At 67.2% G+C, this 22,725-nt stretch carries 21 protein-coding genes and 1 tRNA gene; 11 read left to right on the plus strand and 11 right to left on the minus strand.

Translation table 11 applies throughout. The annotated features are described in order from the left end of the window. The 4 genes from ACIQCN_RS00760 (at window position 1) to ACIQCN_RS00775 (ending at window position 7,298) form a co-directional block, all read left to right on the plus strand. A complete protein-coding gene (locus ACIQCN_RS00760; RefSeq protein WP_400608916.1) occupies window positions 1–840 on the plus strand; it encodes an SURF1 family protein in 840 nt (279 codons plus the stop codon). Further along, window positions 837–1,340: a DUF3817 domain-containing protein gene (locus ACIQCN_RS00765; protein WP_400603100.1), complete on the plus strand. Its 504-nt coding sequence runs from the start codon at window positions 837–839 to the stop codon at window positions 1,338–1,340. The genes ACIQCN_RS00760 and ACIQCN_RS00765 overlap by 4 nt, the downstream gene beginning before the upstream one ends. Window positions 1,341–1,412: 72 nt before the next feature. Beyond that, window positions 1,413–3,002 carry a glutamine-hydrolyzing GMP synthase gene (guaA, locus tag ACIQCN_RS00770; RefSeq protein ID WP_400603101.1) on the plus strand — a complete coding sequence of 530 codons (1,590 nt, stop codon included), beginning with the start codon at window positions 1,413–1,415 and terminating at the stop codon, window positions 3,000–3,002. Window positions 3,003–3,131: 129 nt separating this feature from the next. Then, window positions 3,132–7,298, plus strand: coding sequence for a DUF4011 domain-containing protein (locus tag ACIQCN_RS00775; RefSeq protein ID WP_400608918.1), 4,167 nt, complete (start codon window positions 3,132–3,134; stop codon window positions 7,296–7,298). A 6-nt stretch (window positions 7,299–7,304) separates the two neighbouring features. On the opposite strand, the gene ACIQCN_RS00780 is transcribed toward ACIQCN_RS00775, so the two are convergent. The 3 genes from ACIQCN_RS00780 to ACIQCN_RS00790 form a co-directional block, all read right to left on the minus strand. After that, window positions 7,305–8,039 (minus strand): RcpC/CpaB family pilus assembly protein, encoded by a 735-nt coding sequence (locus tag ACIQCN_RS00780; RefSeq protein WP_400608920.1) that lies wholly within the window; start codon window positions 8,037–8,039, stop codon window positions 7,305–7,307. Between the two features lie 97 nt (window positions 8,040–8,136). After that, window positions 8,137–8,409, minus strand: a complete 273-nt coding sequence (locus tag ACIQCN_RS00785) for an FmdB family zinc ribbon protein (RefSeq protein WP_400608922.1) — start codon at window positions 8,407–8,409, stop codon at window positions 8,137–8,139. A 135-nt stretch (window positions 8,410–8,544) separates the two neighbouring features. Continuing rightward, window positions 8,545–9,201, minus strand: coding sequence for a 5-formyltetrahydrofolate cyclo-ligase (locus ACIQCN_RS00790; protein ID WP_400603105.1), 657 nt, complete (start codon window positions 9,199–9,201; stop codon window positions 8,545–8,547). A gap of 42 nt (window positions 9,202–9,243) precedes the next feature. On the opposite strand from ACIQCN_RS00790, the gene galU reads away from it, so the two are divergent. From galU to ACIQCN_RS00815, 5 genes are all read left to right on the plus strand, one after another. Then, the gene (gene galU, locus ACIQCN_RS00795) at window positions 9,244–10,149 is read left to right on the plus strand and encodes a UTP--glucose-1-phosphate uridylyltransferase GalU (protein ID WP_400603106.1); all 906 of its coding nucleotides are present in this window, start codon (window positions 9,244–9,246) and stop codon (window positions 10,147–10,149) included. A 4-nt stretch (window positions 10,150–10,153) separates the two neighbouring features. Then, complete coding sequence (locus tag ACIQCN_RS00800; protein WP_400608924.1) at window positions 10,154–10,774, plus strand: GNAT family N-acetyltransferase; 621 nt, start codon at window positions 10,154–10,156, stop codon at window positions 10,772–10,774. Window positions 10,775–10,879: 105 nt separating this feature from the next. Next, window positions 10,880–11,788: a hypothetical protein gene (locus ACIQCN_RS00805; protein ID WP_400609323.1), complete on the plus strand. Its 909-nt coding sequence runs from the start codon at window positions 10,880–10,882 to the stop codon at window positions 11,786–11,788. Between the two features lie 68 nt (window positions 11,789–11,856). Further along, window positions 11,857–11,929: transfer RNA gene (locus tag ACIQCN_RS00810), tRNA-Ala, on the plus strand. Between the two features lie 459 nt (window positions 11,930–12,388). Continuing rightward, a complete protein-coding gene (locus ACIQCN_RS00815; protein ID WP_400608926.1) occupies window positions 12,389–13,864 on the plus strand; it encodes a hypothetical protein in 1,476 nt (491 codons plus the stop codon). 48 nt (window positions 13,865–13,912) lie between these two features. On the opposite strand, the gene ACIQCN_RS00820 is transcribed toward ACIQCN_RS00815, so the two are convergent. The 5 genes from ACIQCN_RS00820 to ACIQCN_RS00840 all read right to left on the minus strand — a co-directional run bounded on the left by ACIQCN_RS00820 (window position 13,913) and on the right by ACIQCN_RS00840 (window position 17,137). Then, window positions 13,913–14,416 carry a hypothetical protein gene (locus tag ACIQCN_RS00820; protein WP_400603109.1) on the minus strand — a complete coding sequence of 168 codons (504 nt, stop codon included), beginning with the start codon at window positions 14,414–14,416 and terminating at the stop codon, window positions 13,913–13,915. 224 nt (window positions 14,417–14,640) lie between these two features. Further along, on the minus strand, window positions 14,641–15,156 hold the full coding sequence (locus ACIQCN_RS00825) for a hypothetical protein (protein WP_400608928.1): 516 nt from the start codon (window positions 15,154–15,156) through the stop codon (window positions 14,641–14,643). Window positions 15,157–15,158: 2 nt separating this feature from the next. Next, window positions 15,159–16,154, minus strand: coding sequence for a magnesium/cobalt transporter CorA (gene corA, locus ACIQCN_RS00830; RefSeq protein WP_400603111.1), 996 nt, complete (start codon window positions 16,152–16,154; stop codon window positions 15,159–15,161). Window positions 16,155–16,176: 22 nt separating this feature from the next. Beyond that, complete coding sequence (locus ACIQCN_RS00835; protein WP_400603112.1) at window positions 16,177–16,602, minus strand: DUF1761 domain-containing protein; 426 nt, start codon at window positions 16,600–16,602, stop codon at window positions 16,177–16,179. 49 nt (window positions 16,603–16,651) lie between these two features. Further along, the gene (locus tag ACIQCN_RS00840) at window positions 16,652–17,137 is read right to left on the minus strand and encodes an Lrp/AsnC family transcriptional regulator (protein WP_400603113.1); all 486 of its coding nucleotides are present in this window, start codon (window positions 17,135–17,137) and stop codon (window positions 16,652–16,654) included. Between the two features lie 151 nt (window positions 17,138–17,288). Here ACIQCN_RS00840 and ACIQCN_RS00845 point away from each other — a divergent pair, with 151 nt between their 5' ends. Next, entirely contained in the window at window positions 17,289–18,536 is a 1,248-nt protein-coding gene (locus ACIQCN_RS00845) for an MFS transporter (protein ID WP_400608930.1), read from the plus strand. Between the two features lie 73 nt (window positions 18,537–18,609). Here ACIQCN_RS00845 and ACIQCN_RS00850 read toward each other — a convergent pair whose 3' ends face one another. Both ACIQCN_RS00850 and ACIQCN_RS00855 read right to left on the minus strand, forming a co-directional pair. Continuing rightward, window positions 18,610–19,113 (minus strand): Lrp/AsnC family transcriptional regulator, encoded by a 504-nt coding sequence (locus ACIQCN_RS00850; RefSeq protein ID WP_400603115.1) that lies wholly within the window; start codon window positions 19,111–19,113, stop codon window positions 18,610–18,612. 156 nt (window positions 19,114–19,269) lie between these two features. Beyond that, window positions 19,270–20,511 carry an MFS transporter gene (locus tag ACIQCN_RS00855; protein WP_400604233.1) on the minus strand — a complete coding sequence of 414 codons (1,242 nt, stop codon included), beginning with the start codon at window positions 20,509–20,511 and terminating at the stop codon, window positions 19,270–19,272. Window positions 20,512–20,629: 118 nt separating this feature from the next. On the opposite strand from ACIQCN_RS00855, the gene ACIQCN_RS00860 reads away from it, so the two are divergent. Beyond that, on the plus strand, window positions 20,630–21,562 hold the full coding sequence (locus ACIQCN_RS00860; RefSeq protein ID WP_400608932.1) for an N-acetylglucosamine kinase: 933 nt from the start codon (window positions 20,630–20,632) through the stop codon (window positions 21,560–21,562). Between the two features lie 48 nt (window positions 21,563–21,610). Here the strand turns inward: ACIQCN_RS00860 and ACIQCN_RS00865 are convergent, their stop codons facing one another. After that, window positions 21,611–22,630: a pirin family protein gene (locus ACIQCN_RS00865; protein ID WP_400603117.1), complete on the minus strand. Its 1,020-nt coding sequence runs from the start codon at window positions 22,628–22,630 to the stop codon at window positions 21,611–21,613. Window positions 22,631–22,725: the final 95 nt, after the last annotated feature.

A 22,725-nucleotide genomic window follows, 5' to 3' on the forward strand; every position in this document is an offset into this window, starting at 1 on the left:
GTGTGGAAAACAGCTCTTAAACCCCGATGGATCGCGGGCTTCGTCTTCGCCATCGCCATCTCCGGGGTGTTTGTGCTGCTCAGCCAATGGCAGTTCGGCCGCTCCACGCAGCCCGAGGCAACGGGCAACCCCGCAACCGAGCAGGCCCGGCCGCTTACTGACACCATCAGGCCTGGTGAGTTCTTTCCGGGCAGCCAGGCGGACCAAATGGTCAGCGCCCGCGGAATGTACGACCCCAACCGTCAGGTCCTGGTCCCGGACCGCCTCAAGGACGGGAAAACCGGGTTCTGGGTGGTTTCCGCTTTTGTGGTCGACGGCGCTCCCCGGCTCAGCGGCACGGCCGCCTCTACCGGCACCTGGATCCCGGTGGCCCGCGGATGGGTGGCCGGGCCCGGTGACGCGGCAGCACCGCCGTCGGGCGTTATTGAACTGACCGGACGGCTGCTGCCGTCCGAGGCACCGGTGGCCGGAGTAGCCCCGCGGCATGGCGAGGCGACGGCGGTATCCGTGGCTGAGCTGATCAACTATTGGGAAGTCAGCAGCTACCCGGGCTTCATCGCCGCCACGGCCGAAGTGGCCGGGGGCGCGGACGTCAGCCCCGCCGCCGTCAAGGGCCCGATGCTTCCGTTGGAGGTCGGTCCCCAGCCGCCGGCGCAGAAGATCAACTGGCTCAACCTGTTTTACTCGCTCGAATGGGTGGTGTTCGCCGGCTTCGCCCTTTTTATTTGGTGGCGCCTGGTCAAGGACGACCACCAGCGGGACCTCGAGAATGCCCTGGACGAAGCGGACGCAGGGCCGCCGGCCACCCCTGACCAACCACAGCAAAAGGTAGAGCAATGATCGATCCCAAACCGGCCACCCCCGCCCAGGACGCAGCCACCGCGACCGGCCGCAAGAAGCGCTTCGGCGGCACTGAAGCGCAAATTCGCTCGGCGCTGGGGTTCTACAAGGTATTGGCTTACCTCACCGGCGGCATGCTGCTGCTCCTGTGCGCAGAACTGGTGGCCCGCTACGGATTCGGCCAGTACCTCTTCGCCGGCGGAACCAACGCGGTGACCGGCGAACCGTTCGGCTTCGGTTTCGCGGACGCCGAGCCCAAGGGAGTGGTTGGCGGGGTCAACCTGTCCGTCGCGGTGCTCATCGTGCATGGCTGGATGTACGTGGTGTACCTGATGTCCAATTTCCGGCTGTGGGCACTGATGCGCTGGCCGTTCCTCAAACTGATCCTGCTGGCACTTGGCGGCGTGGTGCCGTTCCTGTCCTTTATCGTCGAAAAGAAGTTCCACGCCGAAGTTGAGGCGGAACTGGCGGCCAATCCGCAGGCGCCCCGGCGGTACTGACCGGGCGTTCCCTGCGTCACAGCCGGGCCCCTCGAGGTGCGCGGGCGTCACGGCGGCCAGTACCCTAGTACGGTGACTACTCCCACTGCATCCCAGACTTCCCAGAAGCCGGTGCTGGTTGTTGACTACGGTGCCCAGTACGCGCAGCTGATTGCCCGCCGCGTCCGGGAAGCGAATGTGTATTCGGAAGTGGTTCCGCATACCTACACCACCGAGCAGCTCCTGGCCAAGAATCCTGCCGCAATTATCCTCTCCGGCGGACCTTCCAGCGTCTATGCCGACGGCGCCCCCTCCGTGGGTGCGGACCTCTTCGAGGCCGGCATCCCGGTCTTTGGCATCTGCTACGGGTTCCAGGCGATGGCCAACGCGCTCGGCGGCAAGGTGGACAAGACCGGACTGCGGGAATACGGGTCCACCCAGACCACCATCCTGGGCGAGAGCCGTTCCGTGCTGGAGGGTATGCCCCAGCACCAGAACACCTGGATGAGCCACGGCGACTCGGTCCATGAGGCCCCCGAAGGCTTCGAAGTCCTGGCCACAACGGCTGGTGCCGAAGTGGCCGCATTCGCCAACGAGGAAAAGTGCCTGTACGGCGTGCAGTGGCACCCCGAGGTCAAGCACTCCGCTTACGGCCAGCAGGTGCTCGAAAACTTCCTGTTCAAGGGTGCCAAGCTGGAGCCCAACTGGACTACCGGCAACATCCTTGAGGAGCAGGTGGAACGCATCCGCCGGCAGGTAGGGGACGCCCGGGTCATCTGCGGCCTTTCCGGCGGCGTGGACTCCGCGGTGGCTGCAGCCCTGGTGCAGCGCGCCGTCGGCGACCAGCTCACCTGCGTCTTCGTTGACCACGGGCTGCTGCGTGAAGGCGAAGCGGAGCAGGTGGAGCGCGACTTCGTGGCCGCCACCGGCGTCAAGCTGTACGTCGCCAACGAACAGGAACGCTTCCTGTCCGCGCTGGCCGGCGTGAGCGACCCCGAGACCAAGCGCAAGATCATCGGCCGGGAATTCATCCGCGCCTTCGAAGAGGCTGAACTGGCGATCATCTCCGAGGCCGCTGCGCACGGCGAAAAGATTAAGTTCCTGGTCCAGGGCACCCTGTACCCGGACGTCGTCGAGTCCGGCGGCGGCGAAGGTGCGGCCAACATCAAGAGCCACCACAACGTGGGCGGCCTCCCGGAGGACCTCCAGTTCGAGCTCGTTGAGCCGCTGCGTGCCCTCTTCAAGGATGAGGTCCGCGCCGTGGGCGCGCAGCTCGGACTGCCACAGGAAATCGTGGGCCGCCAGCCGTTCCCCGGCCCGGGGCTGGGCATCCGAATCGTTGGCGAGGTCAACAAGGAACGCCTGGACCTGCTCCGCAAGGCAGACGCCATTGCGCGCGCCGAACTGACCGCTTCCGGCCTGGACCACGACGTCTGGCAGATGCCGGTGGTCCTGCTGGCAGACGTCCGCAGCGTGGGTGTCATGGGCGACGGGCGCACCTACGGCCACCCCATCGTGCTCCGCCCGGTGTCCTCCGAGGACGCGATGACGGCTGACTGGTCCCGCCTCCCGTACGAGCTGCTGGCCCGCATCTCCAGCCGGATCACCAACGAGGTGGAGGGCGTCAACCGCGTGGTGCTGGACGTGACCAGCAAGCCACCGGGCACCATCGAGTGGGAATAGCACGCTGAGTGGCCGGCCTCCGCTGACGGAGGCCGGCCACTGCTGTTTCCCAGTGAAATCCTCGGCAATTTAGCCTGCCGCAGTGTTGCGGTCTCTCAGTCCGGCGTCATAGCGGCTACGCTCGAATCTATGCCGGTATGGTCCAGGGCGTCAGGTGCAAACGCAGAAAAGAAGGCAGTAGTGTCAGTTGGTCAAGGCCACCCGGAAGGCTCGGAAGAGCTGCGAAAATGGCTGTCCGGGCTTAAACCCGTAACCGGGGCGGACACCATGCTGCGTTTCACGAAGACGCCCGAAGGGTCCATTGACCTGACCCACGCGCATCCCTCGGGGCTCGCCCAGCTCATGGCCGGGCGCCGGACCCGCCTGTCCACGCTGATCCGCGACCGGGACCAGTACCTGGTGGCAGCCCGCGCGTCCCGGAACATCCGCTCGAAGATCTTTGAGCTGTCCAACGACCGCGGAATCGATGCCGGTTACCTCTCCGCCGGAACGGTCGTGTGGACCTCCGCCGTGGGCGGCAAGCCCCAACGAATCTCCGCACCGGTCATGCTTACGGCCGTCACCCTGACCGTCCGGCCGGGGGAGGACGACTTCGAACTGCAACTGACCGAGCAGGCCCACATCAATCCGGCCCTGGTGCGGCACCTGAAGACCATCCACGGGATTGTGTTCGACGTCAACGCCGTTACCCGCCTGGCCTACAGCACGGCACGCTTTGACCCCCAGCCCGTCCTGGACCGGCTTGCCGCGCTTATCAGGCCCATCCACGGCGCCGAAGCCCAGCACAACCTCCTGGTGTCCACGTTCGCGGACCTCTCCGGTAACCTGGACGACCCCTGGATCAACGATTCCAACCCCATCGTCTCGGCGCTGGCCACCGCTGCCGGCGGCGAGGTTGTGGACGTCCAGGAACCGGATCCTTCCCGTTTCCCCCCACTGGACCAGCGGCACCCCCGGGACGAACTCCTGCTGCTGGACGCCGACCGGGACCAGCAGTACGTGGTTGACGCCGTACGTGCCGGGGATTCGCTGGTGGTCAGCACGCCGCCGGGGACCGGCCAGACCCAGACTGCCATCAACACCATCGGAGCCCTCGTGGATGAGGGGAAGACCGTTCTGGTGGTGGGGGACCGCCGCGCCAGCCTCAATGAAGTGTCCGGACAGCTGGACACCCTGGGCCTGGAATCCATCCTTTTCCAGCTCTCCGGCAACGTGACCCCGCAGCAACTCAAGGCGCAGCTCGTCAGGGCCATCGTACGGAACGAAAAATCCCTTGAACCCCAGCTGGAGAACCTCCACAAGACGCTGACGGAACACCGCCACGCCCTGATGGACCACGTGGCCTCCCTGCACAACGTCCGGCAGCGCTGGGGCTGCTCGCCCTACCAGGCGATGCAATCGCTGGCGGAACTCACCTCCATCCACCCCGCACCCGCCACTACGGTGCGGCTCAAACGGAGCGTGCTGGACAGCATCCGTGATCGGGAAGAGCTGGCCGGCCGGCTCCGCCGGGCTGCCGAGCTGGGCAGTTTCAGCAAAGCCTCCACCACCAGCCCCTGGCACGGAGCCCGGCTGCTCACGCGCAAGGAGACCGAAGAGGCACTGGACCTGGTCCGGTCCCTCGAAAAGAGCCTGCCGGCCCTGCGGGAACGCATGGAGTCCGTTGCGGAGCACGCTGAGATCCGCCTGGGCAATTCATTTGCCGAGTGGGGTGAGCAGCTGGAGCTGCTGCTTGCCGTCCGTGAGAGCCTGGACAAGTTCACCCCGGACATCTTCGACCGCCCCGTCACGGACCTGATTTCGGCCACGGCGCCCGCCGCCTGGCGCCGTGAGCGCGGGATAGAGCTGACCGCCATGCAACGCTCCCGTCTGCGCCGTGTGGCAAAGGAATATGTCCGGCCCGGCGTCCACATCGCAGACCTGCACAGCTCCCTGGTCCTGGTCCAGGAGCAGCGCGGACTGTGGGACGGCTATGCCACCACGCAGCGCCATCCGGCGGTTCCGTCCGGCCTCGCTGAGATGAACACCATCTACCGGGCATTGGACCGTGAGCTTGAGCAGTTGGGGGAGGCGCTGCGGCACACTGCCGCCGGCGCAGCACTTGCCTCCGTACCTTATCCGGAACTCATGGACCGGCTGCGGCGGCTTTCCGCCGACGCCGGGACGCTCAAGACCCTGCCCGAGCGGACCCTGCTGGTGGAGCACATGCGCGAGCACGGCCTGGGCGAGCTGCTGGCAGACCTGGCCGAACGCGAAGTGCCGGCCGAATCCGTCGCGGCCGAGCTGGACCTGGCCTGGTGGCAGTCCGCGCTCGAAGCCATGATCAGCGGCGACGACTATCTTGCCATGTCCGACGGCGAGGCGCTCCGCCAGCTCGAAGCGGAGTACCGCCTCGCGGACAACGCCCACATCGCCAGCGGCTCCGCGCGGCTGCGCTGGGACCTCGCCGAGCGCTGGCGGAGCGCCATCGCGGCCCACCCGCGCCAGGCCGCCCTGCTCCGAAGCCTGCTGAAGGACGGCAGGGTGTCCCTGCCCGCCCTTACGGCGCAGGCACCCGAGCTGATCTCCAGCCTGGTGCCGGTCTGGTCCGTCAGTCCCTACCTGATGACAGGCCTGCTCCCGGCCGAACAGCGGTTCGACGCCGTGGTCATCCTCGACGCCGAGGCAACCTCCCTGCAGGCGGTGCTGCCCTCGATCGCCCGCGCCCGCCAGGTCGTTGCCTTCGGGGACGCCCGCATCGCCAGCCCCCGGACCTTCACCGTCGGCGTCGAGCGGCTCGCACCCGGTGAAGCTGCCCACCACCGGGTGCAAAGCGCGTTTACCGCCCTCTCCGAGGTGCTGCCCGTGTGGCGGCTGAACTTCGTGTACCGCGCGGTGGACGAGGACCTGGTCCTGCAGCTCAGCAAGAATTTCTACGACGGCGGCCTCCGCCTCCTGCCCGAAGGGCAGACCGCCACGGGGCTGGACCGCTCCCTGCTGGTCGAGTACCTCGCGGACGGAACAGGGCTGCCCAGCGCCAACGACGAGGGCGTTGAGTCCGTGGCGGCGGAGGTTAACCGCGTAGTCCACCTGGTCTTCGAGCACGCCCGGACCCGCCCCCGGACCTCCCTTGCCGTAGTCACCGCCAGCCTGCGGCATGCGGCGCGGATCGGCGAAGCCATCCGCCTCCAGCTGCCCAACCATCCCGGGCTGTCGGCTTTCTTTGGTGCCGGCCCTGAATCCTTCCGGGTGGTGGACCTGGAACGTGCGCAGGGCCTGGTGCGCGACCACGTCATCTTCTCGCCCGGTTTCGGCCGGACGCCACATGGCCGGGCGCTGCACAGCTTCGGTCCGCTGTCCGCCGAGGGCGGCCGCGAAAAGTTCGCACTGGCCATGACGCGCGCTCGCCGCTCCATGCACGTCCTGACGTGCTTCCGGCCGGAGGATCTGGACCACACCCGGCTGACGCACGGTGCCATGGACCTCTACACGCTCCTGGACCGTGAGATCGCCGGCAACACCGACCTGGGCACCCCGGCCTCGCGCGCCGCCGCCAGTGAACAGGCGCTGGGCGCCGACCCGCTAGTAGCCGACCTGGGTGACCGGCTCCGGGCCCGCGGCGCCCGGGTATGGCACCAGTACGACGGCGCGATCGACGTCGTTGCAGCGGCGGACCCGCTGAGCACCATGGGGCAGGATGAAGCGGAACTTCCCAGGCCGGTTGCCATCGAGTCCGACGGCACGGAGCAGTACCGGACCATGAGCGTACGCGAGCGGAGCCGGCTGCGGCCGCAGCTGCTGGAGCGCCTGGGCTGGCGGTACATGCCGCTGTGGACCATTGAGGTGTTCACCGATCCATCGTCCTGCGCAGACCGGATCGCGGGCTATCTGGGGCTCGAAAGGGTTGCCCTCCCCGGCAGGACGGCGCCTGCCGCCGCGTTCCTTGACGACGACGTGGACCAGGCCTTGAATGGCATTGACCTGCGTGATGCCATCGCCGCCCGGTCGGCGGAATCAGATCCCCGTGCATCATTTGAAGAGGAGGCGGGCAGCGTGAGCCCGGAAGCGAAGAAGGACGGCATGGCAAAGGATGCTGTTGCCAACGATGCGGCTGCAAAGGATGCCGCTGCCAGGGACGGTGTGACCAGGAACTCCGCCACAGGGGATTCCGGGTCCAGGGGTTCGGCTGCCGCACAGCCGGGCCAGGGCAGGGTACTTCCGGACAAGGCCGCCGAGGACGATCCGCGGGCTTGGGGGGACCGCGACGAGGACCACGACGCGTGGCTCAAGGAGCAGCGACCGCCGCACTGGGGCTAGCACGGGTTACTGGCCAACGAGGACGAAGAACAGCTTGCCGCGGGTGGAGGCGCCCGCCAGGCGGGCGGCCTGCTCTGCCCCCGCAGCCACCACCAGCAGTCCCTCCGTCTCGGATGTGCCCAGCCATTGGCCGCCCTCCCCACCCTGGGCAGACGTCCACAGGACCGGCACGCCCTTGGCCAGGACTTCCGGCGGACGCGTTTCCTCAAACCCGCCGGCACCGGTGAGCACCACATTCACCAGTTGGCCAGGGGAGACCAGACGGACGGAGGAGGGATCTGCCATCCGCAGGGGAACTGCGGCGGAGCCCACCGGCGTGCCGGCCAGGAGCCCCGGACCGACCAACTGGGCGTCGGTGAGGAGCTGTCCCTTCCGCAAGGGGCCCGCGAGCTGCCGGCCCATGGCCTGGTCCCGCTGCCGGAAGAAGCCCTCGGCCACCGTCCCGGGAGGCACCCGGACGTTCGCGAGGTCGGCATCACCCATGGTGGCCCCGGCAGGCAGATCCCTCGTGGCAGCGACGGCGGCCGCCGTGTCCAGCGGCGCGGGCGTCAGTTGATGGACGGCGCTGGCGGCTGCCGCGCATAGAAGCAGCGCCACTGCGAGCCTCCGGTTCCGGTTAACCCAGCCGGTGAGCCGTGCGGGAAGCCTCCTGCGGGATCCATGGCGGAGTGCGGCGGGGTTACCCGGGCTGGTGCCGGACGGTTGCGGGCTGGTCCGGCTGCGAAGGAAGAAAGCAGGCATAAGCCCACGGTAGGAGCTGCGCCGGCGGAAAACTCAGGACCGGTTTTCGTATGTGGAAAAGCCTGGGGGCGCCCGTCGACGGGAGCGCGCCGGCTGATCAGCTGACAGCAGCCGCCGGAGCAGGTGCTGCGGGGGCAGCCGAAGGGGTCGCCGCCGGTGCGGACGGCGCGGCTGAAACGGTGCTGCCCTTGGCGTCGCGGGAATCGGTGCGGTAGAAACCGGAGCCCTTGAATACCACACCCACGCTGTTGAACTTCTTGCGCAGGGTTCCCTCGCATTCAGGGCAGGACGTCAAAGTGCTGTCAGAGAACGACTGGACAATGTCGAAGGCATGGCCGCAATCCTTGCAGGCATATGCATACGTTGGCACTGGTGCTCCTCCTCTTGGACAAACGAGAGGTCCCGTGCTGCCGGTCCGCGGAACCGTTTATCGGGTCGCCGCATTAGCAGTCGCAGGGCCTGAGTGCCAATTCTATCATCTGCCGGAGAACGGCTGCGCGACGGGTCAGGCCGCCGGGAGATCCCGGAAACCGCCGGGGGTGAGCACGGCGGGCACGGGTCGGTCGAAGGCCTCGGCCGGTATGATCCCGGCGGGCAGCAGTTCCTCGTCGTAGATCACGGCCGCCAGCGGGATTTCCTTGCCGGCCGTGGCCAGGTGGCCCAGAAACTTGTCGTAATAGCCCCCGCCCTGGCCGATCCTGTTGCCCTCGACGTCCACGGCGGTGGCCGGAATGAACAGGGCAGCGGCCCCGCCGGCGGTTTCCGGCCCGTGCCGTTCGCCCACAGGCTCCAGGATGGGAGCGAAGCGGCTCCGCTCGTATTCGGTACCGGGGCCCCAATACACCCAGGCGAGTTCCCGGCCCGGTTCGCATACGGGCAGCAGGACGCTGTGCCCTGCCCCGTGCAGGGCTTCGATGAGCCGGAGCGTTGGTGGCTCGAACCCCACGCTGAGATAGACGCAGACGGTGCCGGGCGTGTCGCCGGTGACGGACCGCGTCCAGGCCAGGCCGTTTCGGGCCAGCGCCGCGGCGGCCGCTTCCCGTTCCTGCGGTGTGAGGGCTGCCCTGTGCCGCCGGTGGGCCGTCCGGATGGCGTCCTTGGCTGATGTTGAATCCTGGTGCACGTTACTGCCTTCCGTGATCGCCTTGAATGCGCCGGGCATCCACTGTTACTGAATGCTTGACGCTGACGTTAGATTAGTCCGGTGAGTACCAGTAGCCCGAGAGTCCGCAAAGCCGTCATTCCTGCTGCAGGACTGGGTACCCGGTTCCTGCCGGCCACCAAGGCGATGCCCAAGGAGATGCTCCCTGTGGTGGACAAGCCTGCCATCCAGTATGTCGTGGAGGAAGCTGTCAGCGTGGGTCTCCAGGACGTGCTGATGATCACCGGACGCAGCAAGCGGGCGCTGGAGGACCACTTCGACCGTGTCCCGTCCCTGGAGTCGACCTTGTCGGACAAGGGCGACACCCGGAAACTCGAGGCCGTCCAGGCCGCCACCAAGCTCGGCGACATCCACTACGTCCGCCAGGGCGATCCCAATGGCTTGGGACATGCTGTCCTTCGCGCCCGCCAGCACGTGGGTGAAGAGCCGTTTGCCGTCCTGCTCGGTGATGACCTCATCGACGCCAGGGACGAGCTCCTGGGCACGATGATCGACGTCCAGGCCAGGACTGGCGGCTCCGTGGTGGCCCTTATCGAGGTGGAGCCTTCACAGATCAGCGCCTACGGGTGCGCAGACGTCGAGGCGATCGACGGCGAAGGGTACGTCCGGGTCAACCGGCTCGTGGAGAAGCCCTCGCCGGAGGAAGCTCCGTCCAACCTGGCAGTGATCGGCCGTTACGTCCTGCATCCGGAAGTGTTTAACGTCCTGGAAAGGACCGGTCCCGGGCGCGGCGGCGAGATCCAGCTGACGGACGCCCTGCAGGAACTGGCCGCCGGCGACGGTGACGGCTGTGGAGTTTATGGGGTGGTTTTCCGGGGCCGCCGCTACGACACCGGAGACAAGCTGAGCTACCTCAAGGCCTGCGTACAGCTGGCCATCGACAGCGAGGACCTGGGTCCGGGACTGCGCGAATGGCTGCCCGGCTTCACCGCCGGCCTGTCGAAGTAGCGCCGTGCGGCTAAGCCCCATCTGGCCGGTCACACTGGAATGCGGCGACCTCGTGCTGCGGCCCATCCGGTACCGGGACAAAAAGGAATGGACCGAGGTCCGGTCCCGCAATGGCCAATGGCTAGCCCCGTGGGAGGCGTCCAACCCTGACCCGGCCGGCGGCCTGCCGAATTACCGCCAGATGGTCCGGTCCCTCAATGCGCAGGCGGCCCAGGCCACGGCACTCCCTTTTGTGATCACAGAGCGAGTGCCCGGCCGCAGGCATCCCGCCATCGTGGGTCAGTTGACCGTGTCGTCGATCGTATGGGGTTCGGCCATGATGGCCACGCTGGGCTACTGGGTGGACCAGGCGCGTGCCGGCAAGGGGATCGCACCCACCGCGGTGGCGCTCACCACGGACCATTGCTTCCGGACGCTGGGGCTGCACCGGATGGAGATCAACATCCGGCCGGAAAACGGACCCAGCCTGCGGGTAGTGGAAAAGCTGGGGTTTCGGGATGAGGGCTACCGGCCCCGCTTCCTGCACATCAATGGCGAGTGGGCGGACCACCGGTCCTTCGCGCTCACGGCCGAGGAGGTGCCGGAAGGGCTGCTGAATCGCTGGCTCGCCGCCGGTCCGTCATAAATCCAATGATTTGGTGGCAGAGGGACGACACACCGGCGCGAATGCGAGTGCAGCCGCCCAGATACTCATACGGTTTTGAGTGTGGACTTTCCCCTTAGCAGCTCAGTGATCCTTGTGGTTGCTGTTGCGCTCTGGATTGTGTGGGTCGCGCCATATGTCCTTCGGAACCACCGGCAGCGGCTGCAGCCGGCCGGCGACATGCCGGCGGATGCCCTGGCCGACCGAACCCCGGACCGTCCCGCAGGCCTCGTGTTGAACATTGCAGCCCATCAGGAGAAAGCCATGGACCCCAGGACGAGCGCAGGAACCGCCAAGGATGCCGCCGCCCCTGCCGGGCGACTGCGCATCCGGTACGGCCGCACGGCGTTGGCCCTGGCCGGGCTGCTTTCCCTGGCCACGGCCGTAATCTCCGGTGTGCTGCTGGCCTTCGGACTGGGTAGTTTCGTGCTCACCATGGCCTGCCTGGCCGTGACAATCCTGTCCGTTCTCATCCTGCGGCGCCTGGCAGTCAGGGACCGCCGGCGCCGGGTAGACACCGCATTCCGAAACGCTATGGCGGCGACTGCCGGCAGCGCCCGCGCCTCCGCGCATGTGCCGCCCAAGCCGGCCGCCGCGCCTGCTCCGGCGGAAAAGCCGGAACGCCCCTTGTTCGACGCCGAAGCCGGCCAGAACGATGTCAAGCCGCTGACCGCCGTCGAACTCCGGGAGGCCGCCCTGGCTGTTGCCCTGGCCGCCGGCGACACCGTCACGCCGGTCCAGCCTGCGGTTCCCGCAGGCACCCCGTGGGAGCCTGTTGAGGTCCCCAAGCCCGTCTATGTGGAAGCCGCCAAAGCGGAGCGTCCGGAGCCTGAACCGCTGGCTCTGCCGGAAGCCCCGAAGGCGGTCGGTAAACCGTCCCTCAAGCAGGGGGCCGCTCCCGCCCAGCCGTCCGGAGCCGTCGAGCCCCGCCAGCTCACCAAGGCGCAGAGCGCGCTGAGCAACCTCGACGACGTCCTGCAGCGCCGCCGCGCCTGACACCGGACGTGGCGGTTGGCATTAGGCCGCGAAAATTTGTAGCCTAAGGTCACCGGTTCAACCGGCCGGGGGCTATAGCTCAGTTGGTAGAGCGCTTCGTTCGCATCGAAGAGGTCAGGAGTTCGAATCTCCTTAGCTCCACAATTTGTAAGCCTTTGTCAGGCGTTGTGATACTCGTGTGCGTACACGTTCATGCCCGGCCTGGCCTCGGCGGAGGCGTCCTAGACGAAGGAAGCTCAGCCGGGAGGGATCGGCTGACTCTCCAGCCACACGGCGTCAACAAACTTTGAGTGTGAGCGGAGCGGACTACCGCCCTGCCCTGCTTCCGTGGGTGGAAGTCAGAGCGCTTGTGAGAGTCAGCTATGTGTTGCCTCCCTGTAGGGATTTACTCTGGCCGGTGGCCTTTATGAGTCATAAAATTCTTCCTACATTTGGATCAAGCCTTGGGATGCCGGCGCCGCGCATCTTGCTCGTCCGCCTCTTCGCCACTCCCTGGAACAGGCTCGCAGTGGTTCGGGTTCCGGTTGATGTGGCCAGACCCCGCCCCGTCTATGGGGGCCAGGGTGAAGTGAAGCTCAACGAAAAGCAGGGGAACCCACCATGAAAAGAAGTGCATTGCTTTGCTGTGCGGCCCTCGGGGCAATAAGCGTCGCACCTGCGGCCGCGGCCGCCGAACCCGTCACCTTGGTCGTGGACGACGACGGCGGACAATGCGGTCCAGAGGCCTACAGGACAATCGGCGCGGCGGTTACGGCAGCAAAGAACGGCGATACTGTGAAGGTCTGCCCGGGCAGCTATGCAGAGCGCGTGACCATCACCAAAAAGATCACCATCCAGGGGCCGGTTGAGGCGGTGAAGGGGCTGGACTGCTTCCTGCCCGACGAAGCGCAGTTCACCGGACTGCTGGACCCGGCACGCTTTGCGATCCTCTCGCCTCCGGGTGCCCCGGAGGAGGTTGCCGATTCAATCCTGAGCCTGCAGGCCAACAGCATCGAGCTGTCCGGCCTCGTGGTGCAGGAACAAAACAACAGTCAGGCGACGGTAGTTGACAACCCCGCAAGGCCTTTCCCATTGTCGCCCTCAACACTGGCCTTGCATGAGGCGGCCATTGAGACGGACAACCTCCACTCCGGCTTCAACATCCACGACAACCTGATACGGAACAATTATCTCGGCGTTGAGCTCGGCTCCACCGGCATCTACACAACCGAGCTGGGTACGACGGATGGCCGCGCATCCGTCTTCGCCAACAACTGCCTTCGGAACAACTACTTCGGTGTCGCGAACCAGCGCTACGTGATGAGGGACGTGAGCATCACCGGCAACAAGTCCTATGGCCAGGACGACAAGGTATACGAGATTGGCTGGAGCTACGCTGGCGCTGAAAGCGTCACGATCAGGGACAATGACTCGAGGCGGGATCGGTTCTTCGTTGGTGTGGAGAACACGAACAACGTCACCATCGGGGGAGTGAAGCAACCCGACGGCACCTTCATCGGTGGCAACAGAGTGAACCAGGATCCAGGGTTGGACCCGGCGGTGAGATTCCCGGAACAAGTCCCCGGGCAACCGGTGATAACTTCAAGGGGCGTCGAGGTATACGGCAGGAATCAGGGCTTGAGCATTCTCGGCAATAGCATCAGCCATCTCACCGGGGCCAACGTCGCGTTCCTTGCACCTCGGACCGTGGCCCCCGCTGACACCGCCAGCGGCGTGCTCGTCGAAGGCAACGCTCTCACGATGACCACAGCGGGCCTGTCAATGACCCCCGCTGCACGCGCAAGGGAAACCCGGATCCTCGGCAACGACCTCAGCTGGAACGATGTTGGTCTGTTCATGGCGGCCAACAACAACGCCAACATCGTGACGGGAAACATTGCAAACAACAACAAGGGTACGGACCTGAACGAAGGCGACGGCATCTCGGTGCGCGGATCGAACAACACGTTTGAATCAAACACCATGCTCGACAATGGACGGCTGGACGCGCGCGACGAGGGGACGTTGAACACTTGGACGAAGAACATATGTGTGAACGCCAACCCGCCGGGCATCTGCCCTGTGGCGGCGGAATAGGGCCGCAGCAGGGGGTTCAGTCCACGGGGCCGCTATCGCCGGACCCGTCTACTCCAGTTCTCCGCAGAAGGCGGGGCCAATCAGCTCTTCGCTGTAGACCTCGTGTTGGCCGGTCATGCTTATCACTTCCAGCTCGGTCCGGTCGGCGTAAATGATCCTGCCGACCTCCTGGACTGTCACGCCATCGCCCGGTTCATTTACCAGATAGCGGAAGCCCACGATGGCAAGTTGTCCGTTCGATGCATCCCACGTTTGCAGGAAGTTGCCCCTGACGACGATGGACTCCTGCGATGTCAGGTTCACCCAGGTGTCTGCCGGCGCCGATACGAATTGTTGGACCCGGGTGACATTTCCCTCGCTGTCGGTGAAGCGCGTGTAGCGCGTGGACGCTGTCCCGCTGATGGCCACATCGAAGGGTCCGCAGTCAACCGTAAAGGAGTATGACTCCTCGAACGGGCCGAATTGTTCAGGTGCGGCCGCGGCGCCCGGGGCCGCCGAAGCCAGCACCATGACGGCAGCGGCAGCTGGTGCCAGGAAACGTAGGAGTGTCATGCGAATGCCTTCCGTAGTGGGTGAGGGGCGTCGGGTGGAAAGGCGCTCGTGCGTGAATGGTGCTCCCGCCAGAGCTTCAGGTCAAGAGCCAGTGGAAGAGCGTGTGGTCGGACCGGACCAGCCACAGAGACTGCCCACGTCAGGGGGCGAAGCTCGGGCGGATCCCGGACGGTGGCTGTCAAACCACCCATCAGCAGGTGGAACCAACGTCCTGGTGAGCACAGCTAGGACCCGGAGATTCCTTCCACGGCGAGGCGTTCGTGCGATTCCGTCCGCGGAAGCCCGGAAAGCATGCCGCCAATTCGCAGCAGCGCCTCCCTCACCTCCGGATCGGTCGCGGACCCGGCTGCTTCGGACCATTCGGGTACTTCGCGCACCGCGAGGAACAGTGCGGCATCCATGGCCGCCAGTTCCTCCAGCAGGTCCGCGAAACGCTGCCACGCCGCGGCCGGGGCTCGGCCGGCCGTGCCAGTGCCCGGCGGCGGGACGTCGTCAACCACCCACAAGCTGTGCCCTGCTGCCAGCACGGTGAACACGCCGGCCGGGACATCCGCGGCGCACAGTTCACCGAAACCGATCCACAGGAAGCCGGGCACGCAGGCCTTTGCATCGAAGATGCGTCCGCCCGCCGCCACAGGCCGGCGCTGGGCGGACGACGGCGGGAACAGGCCGCAGGTTCCCAGCTGGCGCGGGGTGCCGGGCACGATGATCCGTCCCCGGCTGAGTGCCCGGAGCGCCACTCCTACAGCCAGCCTTTTCTCTTGAAGATGCCGTACATCGCAACTGCCGTGGCCAGCATCAGCCCCAGGGACATGGGATAACCCCAGGGCCAGTGGAGCTCGGGCATGTGATCGAAGTTCATGCCGTACACGCCCGCGACGAACGACGGGGCGAAGAAAATTGCGGCCCAGGAGGAGATCTTCTTGACCTGCTCGTTCTGCCGGGCGCTGGCCTCGTTCTGCCGGTTGGCCGTCAGGGTTCCGTCCAAGGTCAAGGCATTCTGCAGCAGTTCGCGGAAGGAATCGGCGCGGGAAATCACCCGGGCCACATGGTCCTCCACATCGCGGAGACTGTGCTGGAGCTCCGAATCCACCCCGTACTTTTCGAACCCGCGCTTGAGCTGCTGCATCATGCCAGGCAGGGGGTGGATGGCCCGCTGGAACTGGATCACCTCGCGTGCCAGTTCGTAGATGCGCCGTGAGACGGCAGTATCGCCGCTGAAGAGCTGGTCCTCGATTTCGTCGATGTCGTTTTCCAGTCCGGCCACCACAGGGGCATAGTCGTCCACCACCCGGTCCAGCAGCGCGTACAGCACGGCTTCCGGGCCGTGGCGCAGCAGGTCCGGCCGGGACTCCAGCCGGCGGCGCACCCCGGCTACTCCGGCCATTTCGGCGTGGCGTACCGTCACCACGAAGTTGCTTCCCGTGAAGACGTGGAGTTCGCCGAATTCCACCGTCTCTGTCTCGTCCAGGTACCTGGCAGGGCGGAGGACAGTGAAAAGGCTGTCCCCGTAGCGCTCCAGCTTTGGCCGCTGGTGCGCCGAGACTGCGTCCTCTACCGCCAGGTCGTGAAGCCCGAACTCCGCGGCCACGGCCGCCATCTCATCGGCCGTGGGCCGGTACAGGCCAATCCAGGCCATTCCGCCGTGGTCGGCGAGGGTCTCGAAAGTCTGCTCGAGGCTCTTGGGTTCGGCATGCCGCACTCCGTCCACATAGACGGCGTTGTCAATGATGGTCACGCGTGGCTCCGGACCCGGCGCATCAGGACAGCGCCCCGATGATTGCGCCTGCCAGTGCCATGGCCACGAGGTCGTGTCCGGAATCGATCAGCGTCACTGCCGCCGGCCGCCCGGCGAACCCGTTGTGGATGACATGGCCGCCGGCACGGAACACGAGGCCCGCGGTGAGGCCGAAGACGGCGCCTTCGAGGGCGTTGTCCAGGCCCAGGGCGGCCATCAGGACAGCCAGGAGGACGGCGGTGACGGCGGATGCCAGCATCATGGGCAGCCAGAGCCAGGGGCCTCCGCTGATGTTCTTGAGGTCTTCCTCGGTCTTGCCGATCGCTGCCATCCAGCGGTTGCCCAACACCGGTGGCATGTACCAGATGAATCCCACCGCGAGCGTGGAGATAAAGGCCAGGAGCACCGCCAGCCAATTGATCTGTGAAGCGTAAGTGAGCCAATCCATGCAGGAAATCCTAGTCTGCGCCGTGCACGCCGCCCCGTTACCCCGCCGGTTACCTGGCCAGGCCGCTGATCAGGGGATCGGTGCGGTAGGGGATGTGCGTGTGCAGGGCCAGGACGGTTTCGGTGCGGATGACGCCCTTGATCCGCAGCACCTGGCGCAGCGAAGCCTGGAGGTTGTGGGTATCCCGGGCCGCGACCCGGCACCAGACATCGCCCCGGCCGGAGATTTCGTGCACTTCGAGGACCTGGGGGATCAGCCTGAGCGCGGCCACTACGCCGTCCAATTCACGGTGGGACACTTCAATGGTGACGAAGGCCAGCACGTCATAGCCCACAGCTTCGAGGTCCACCTCCCGGCCGCCGGGGCGTAGCACGCCGGCACGCAGCAGCCTGCGGACACGGGTCTGCGCCGTGTTTCGTGCGATGCCCAGGGATTCGCTGAGTTCCGCGATCTGCACCCGGGGGTCGCGGACCAGGGCCAGGAGGATCTTCAGGTCCGTTGGGTCCAGGGTGTTCAAATGGTCACTCTCCTGCATTGCGCGGGCATAGATTTGAATATTTTGCTCAATTATCCCACGAATAAGCGCTCAATAAGGCAGGAGTGCCGCATTCTGGAGCCATCACAGGTACACCCGCGCACGCACCCCACAAGGACTGCTGCTGCGCGGATTCAGCAAAGGCACCACATTGACCGTCTTCAGCGAACTGCGCATGCGCCCCGCCTCGGCAACCACCGCGGGCTGGGATGCCTCCACCACCTCCCGCCTGGTCATGGCGGGGGCGGTCATTTTCGTGCTCCTGGTCGGTGCCAACCTCGCCACGCCGCTTTATCCGCTCCTGCAGGAAGAGCTTGGCCTTTCCAGCCTGGGAGTCACCGCTGCGTTCGCCACCTACGTGCTGGCCCTCGTGGCAACCCTCATGCTGGCCGGGCACTGGTCGGACCATATCGGCCGCAGGGCCGCCCTGATCCTTGCAGTGCTGGGAGGCCTGGCCGGTGGGTGGATCTTTGCTGAGGCCCAAAGCCTGGCTGCGCTCAGCGCCGGCCGCGCACTCCAGGGTGCTGCCGTGGGCCTGGCTACCGGCGCCAGCGCGGCGGCACTGCGCGAACTGCTGCCGCAGCGTCCGGAGTGGGCCTCCCGCTTCACACTGCTTGCTTCCGCCGGGGGCGTGGCCGCTGGCCCGGTCATCGGCGGCATGCTTTCGCTCCTCCCGGATGCCACGTCAACGCCCTACTACGTCCATTCCGTGGTCCTGGCCGCGCTGCTGGTGCCGCTCTACCTGCTGCGGGCACGTCCAGCCATCCAGCTGCCCACCGGTCCGCGCCCGCTGCAGGCACTGGCCCCGCGGCGTCCGTCGGTGTCCCGGGAGGCGCGAGGCGCATTCTGGCTCGCCTCCGCCGTCGGCTTTCTCAGCTTTGCGGTGTTCGGCTTCGCATTGTCGCTGGCGCCGGGTTACTTCGCCCAGGTCCTCGGCACCGATTCCCGGCCAGCAATCGGCCTGCTCGCTGGGCTCACCCTGGCGGCGTCGGCCCTGAGCCAGCTGCTCAGCGTGCGCGGCCGTTATGTGGTCCCGGCGGGCCTGGCGGTGCTCGGTGTGTCCGTGGCGCTGCTGGGCTTCGCGGGCCAGTGGCACAGTCCCACACTGCTGGTGGCCGCCAGCATCACGGCCGGCGCCGGCCAGGGCCTGGCCTTCCGGACGGTTTTCAACAATGTGGCGGCTCAGGTGGAGCCCGCCCGGCACGCACAGATCATCAGCACCGTCTACGTAATTACGTACCTGGGCAGCGCCGCGCCCGTGCTGGGCCTCGGCTGGGCCGCTGGGGCTTTCGGCCTGGGCGCAGCTGTAGCGGGCTTCGCGGGGACGTGCGGGGCCGTTGCCCTGGGGCTGGCAGCTCTGACACTCGTGCAGGCGGTGCGCGGGCGCACCGCTGCCTGACGGACCGCTGCGCCGGTCTGGCCGGCAACCCTGACGGGCGGGCCTGACGGAGGCGTCCGATACGGTGCCCGACCTAACCGGGAATGGGGCCGTGGTTGCCCTGGATGTGCTCGAACACCAGCGTGGTCTCGGTGTGGCCGACCACGGGATCCGTCGCCAGGTTGTCCAGGACCCAGTCGCGGAGGTCCTCGGTGCTGCCCACAGCAATGTGCAGCAGGTAATCCACGGAGCCCGACGTGTGGAAGGTCGACAGGACCGCCGGAAGGTGGGGGACCCGGGAGGTAAACCGGTCGATCTGGTCCCGGTCGTGCGCCCGCAGCCGCACCGCCACCAGCGCCTGCACGGAACGTCCGATCGCCGAAAGGTTCAGCTTGGCCTCGTAGCCCTGGACGATGCCGCGCTCGGACAATGCACGGGTGCGCATGAGGGCAGTGGAGGGGGCGATGCCCACCAGTTCAGCGAGCTGCTTGTTGGAGATGCGGGCGTCCGCCACCAGCGCTGCGAGCAGGCGTTCGTCGATCGCGTCCAGCGGTTCGTGGGGTGCCCCGGGCCTGGTGTTCCTGGCGTTCGTGCTCACTGCGGCTCCTTGAAGTTTTACTGCTGTTCATCCTAAACGGCAGATTCCGCGCCGGAGGAACGCCGCGGGCGCGTCACGCCGAATTTCGCGCTGACCCGGACGGGCTACTGGCCGGTAAATTCGTCCTCCTCGCCCACGGGCATTCCCTGGGGCGCGTCAGCGGCCCCGGCGGGCGTCGGCGGGGCCGTGCTCGCCCCGGGGAGGATGGACGACGGCGACCAGCACCGCCGTCGTGACCGCCAGGACCATGACCGCCGCGGCGAGGGCGTTCCAGCCCGCCGCCTGGAAGGCCAGGCCGCCCGCCCAGCCGATGATGCTCGACCCCAGGTAGTAGGCGAGGTTGTACAGCGAGGCGGCCTGGGCGCGGCCTGTCGCCGCAATCGCTCCGGTCCAGCCGGCCCCGATGCTGTGCGCTGCGAAGAAGCCGCCCGTAAAAAGGACCAGGCCGGCGAGGATGACTGCCAGTTGGTTGGTCAGCGTCAAGGCGAGCCCCGCCGTCGCCAGCGCCAGGCCGGCCAGCAGGACGCCGCGCCGGCCGAAGCGCAGGGTCATGCCGGCGGCCCAGCGCGAGGACACGGTCCCGGACAGGTACGCCAGGAATATGAGGCTGATCAGGGTGGCCGGCATGCTAAACGGCGCGCCGGACAACCGGAACCCAAGGTAGTTGTAGACGGCGACGAATCCGCCCATCATCAGGAAGGCCTGGACGTAGAGGGCCAGCAGCCGGATGTTGGCCAAGTGCCCGCCCAGCGTCCGCAGGGCACCGCGCAGGCCTGGGCCGTGGATAGAGACGAAGCCCCGTGCCCGGGGGACCAGCACCAGGAAAGCGACGGCGGCCAGCGTCGCCAGCACGGACACCGCCAGGGCCGCGGCGCGCCAGCCCCAGAGTTCGCCCACGGGTCCTGCCACGAGCCGGCCGGCGAGGCCGCCCAACGTGGTACCGGCAACGTAGCTGCCGGCGGCGAGCGCGGCGTGTGCCTTGGTGACTTCCTCGTTCAGGTAGGCGATGGCGATGGCCGGGATGCCGCCCAACGCCATGCCCTCGAGGAGGCGCAGCGACAGCAGCATGCCGAAGCTGTTGGACAGTGGCACCACGAGTCCCAGGAACGTGGCCACCGAGATGCCCCAGGTCATGGCCGGGATGCGGCCGATCCTGTCCGCCAGGAAGGACCAGGGGATCACCGTGACGGCCAGGCCAACAGTGGCCAGGGAGATGGTGAGCGCGGCTTCGGCGGCCGTGATGCGGAGGTCCGCGGCGAGGATGGGCAGTACCGCCTGGGTGGAATAGAGCTGCGCGAACGTGGCCACTCCCGCAAAGGACAGTCCCGCCAGGATCCTGCCATAGGCCCGCGAACCCTTGGAGTGCCCCTCCCAGTGGGGTGCATCCTCCCCGTTCAGCGGATCATCGTCGCCGGGCGGGCGGTCATCATGGGGCACCCGGCAAGCCTAGCGCCACCGGCGGCCCTGCCCGGGTTTTCCGTGCGTGGTCCGCCGGAACCTTCAGTAATCTTGTGACGTGAACAACGCCGAAAACCCAGCAGCCCCAGCATCCATGGCCAATGCCCTTCGCGGGACGGTGGTCGGCCTGGACATCGGCGGCACCAAGACGCACGGGGTCCGCTTCGAGGACGGCAAAGCGGTGGCGGACCACTCCGCCGGCAGCTCGAACGTCCAGAACGTCTCCCGGGAAACCGCGGCGGCCAACCTTGCAGACCTCTTCGCCAGGATCGGCGGAGCTTCGGTGGTCCGGGTCTATGCCGGCTCGGGCGGCATAGACACCGTGGAGGATGCGGCTGCCCTGGCCGCGCTGATCCAGCCGCACGTTCCAGGCGCCAGGGTGACGGTGGTGCATGATTCGCGCCTCCTGCTCGCCGCCGGCGGCGCGGACACGGGGGTGGCGGTGATCGCGGGGACCGGCTCGGCCGCCTGGGGCAGGAACCGCGACGGCGGCGAGGCCCGTTCGGGCGGTTGGGGTTACCTCCTGGGGGATGAAGGCAGCGGCTACTGGCTGGGACGGGAAGCGGTGCGGCACAGCCTGCGCCGGATGAACCAGGGCCTGCAGCCGGACCGGCTGACCGTTTCCCTGTTGCAGGCCTGCGGCGTTGACCACCCCAACAGGCTCATCGCGTTGTTCCACTCGCCGGAGACGGGGCGCCGCTTCTGGGCGCAACAGGCCCGGCTGGTGGTGGAGGCAGCCACTGCCGGCCACCAGGAAAGCCGCGCCCTGCTGGACCAGGCGGGGGCCGACCTCGCCGCACTGGCGCTGGAGGTGCTGGGGCAGTTGGGCATCAATGGCCCGGTGATCCTGGGCGGCGGGCTGGGCATGCATGTGTCCGCGCTGCAGGACTCCTTCCGCGGCCACCTGGCGGATGGCGGCGTTACGGATGTCCGGATCCTGGACCGGGAACCGGTTTTCGGCGTCCTTCAGCTGCTGGCGGAGGACACCTAGGCCACCTTCAAGGGCACCGGGACGCTTTACGACGACCTGGATCCCGGCTTAGCCTCCGGCGGCACGTTTGCGCGGAGTGAGCCGTACTGTCGGCAGCGGCGGAGCCGGGATGCGCCCGGCCTCCGCTCCGGCGTCGGGGCCATGCCCGGGTACCAGCCCGTAGCGCGCCCCGGCGGCGGCCGTGTCCGGCAGTTCCGCCTGCGCCTCCCAATCGGCGCGTGCGGCGGCAACCTCGTCGTGGGTCCGCCCCACGAAGTTCCACCACATCAGCAGCTCCTCCCGGAACGGTTCGCCCCCGATCAGGAGGAAACGAGTGCCGGGCTCCGCGGTGACGGCCAGTTCGCTGCGGCCGGTCCCCAGGTAACCCAGCGGCCCCGGGCCGAGATCGTGCCCATCCACCGCCAGGCCGCCGTCGAGCACCAGGATGCCGTGCTCAAAGGCCGGGTCCAGCGGCAGCACAGCCGGACCGCCGCAGGCAATATCGGCGCCCACGATGGGCGTGTACATGGTGGCCGGGGAAGCGGCCCCGGCGAAGGTGCCCACCATGACCGTGGCGGTAAAACCGTCCCCGGCGGCGCGGGGCAGTTCACGGTGCTGCTCAAAGGCAGGCGGGCGGCGCCGCTCACTGTCCGGCAGGGCCACCCACAGCTGGAGCCCTCGCTGCACCGGCAGTTCGCCACCCCCTGGAAGGACGGCAAATTCCGAATGCGACACGCCAAGCCCCGCGGTCATGATGTTCAGTTCGCCCGGCCGCACCACCACATCGCTGCCCACGCTGTCACGGTGCCGGATGTCGCCCGCCAGAGGCCAGGTGACCGTCTGCAGGCCGATGTGCGGGTGCGGAAGGACTGACATCGCGGTCCGGTCCGGGCCGAAACTGTCCAGGAAACACCACGCCCCGACGGTGGGCAGGCCGCGCTGCGGGAGCGTGCGGCGGACGTTCATGGCGCGAACTCCGCCCAACGGCACCTCGCGTTCGGGCCACAGTTCCAGGCACGGGCCTGCGGTTCCCCCCGCAGCGGCAGCAGGACAGACTTCCTGTTGGGGCGAGACTTCCAGGTTGGTCATCTCAACACTCTATTCCCGTCCCGACCCATCCGGCCCGGGTGCCGGCGCCGAATGGTTACGGTAGGGATTCCTTTGCCCGCATTGGGAGCGCTCCT

Source organism: Pseudarthrobacter sp. NPDC092424, from assembly GCF_044754925.1.
Classification (GTDB): Bacteria; Actinomycetota; Actinomycetes; order Actinomycetales; family Micrococcaceae; genus Arthrobacter.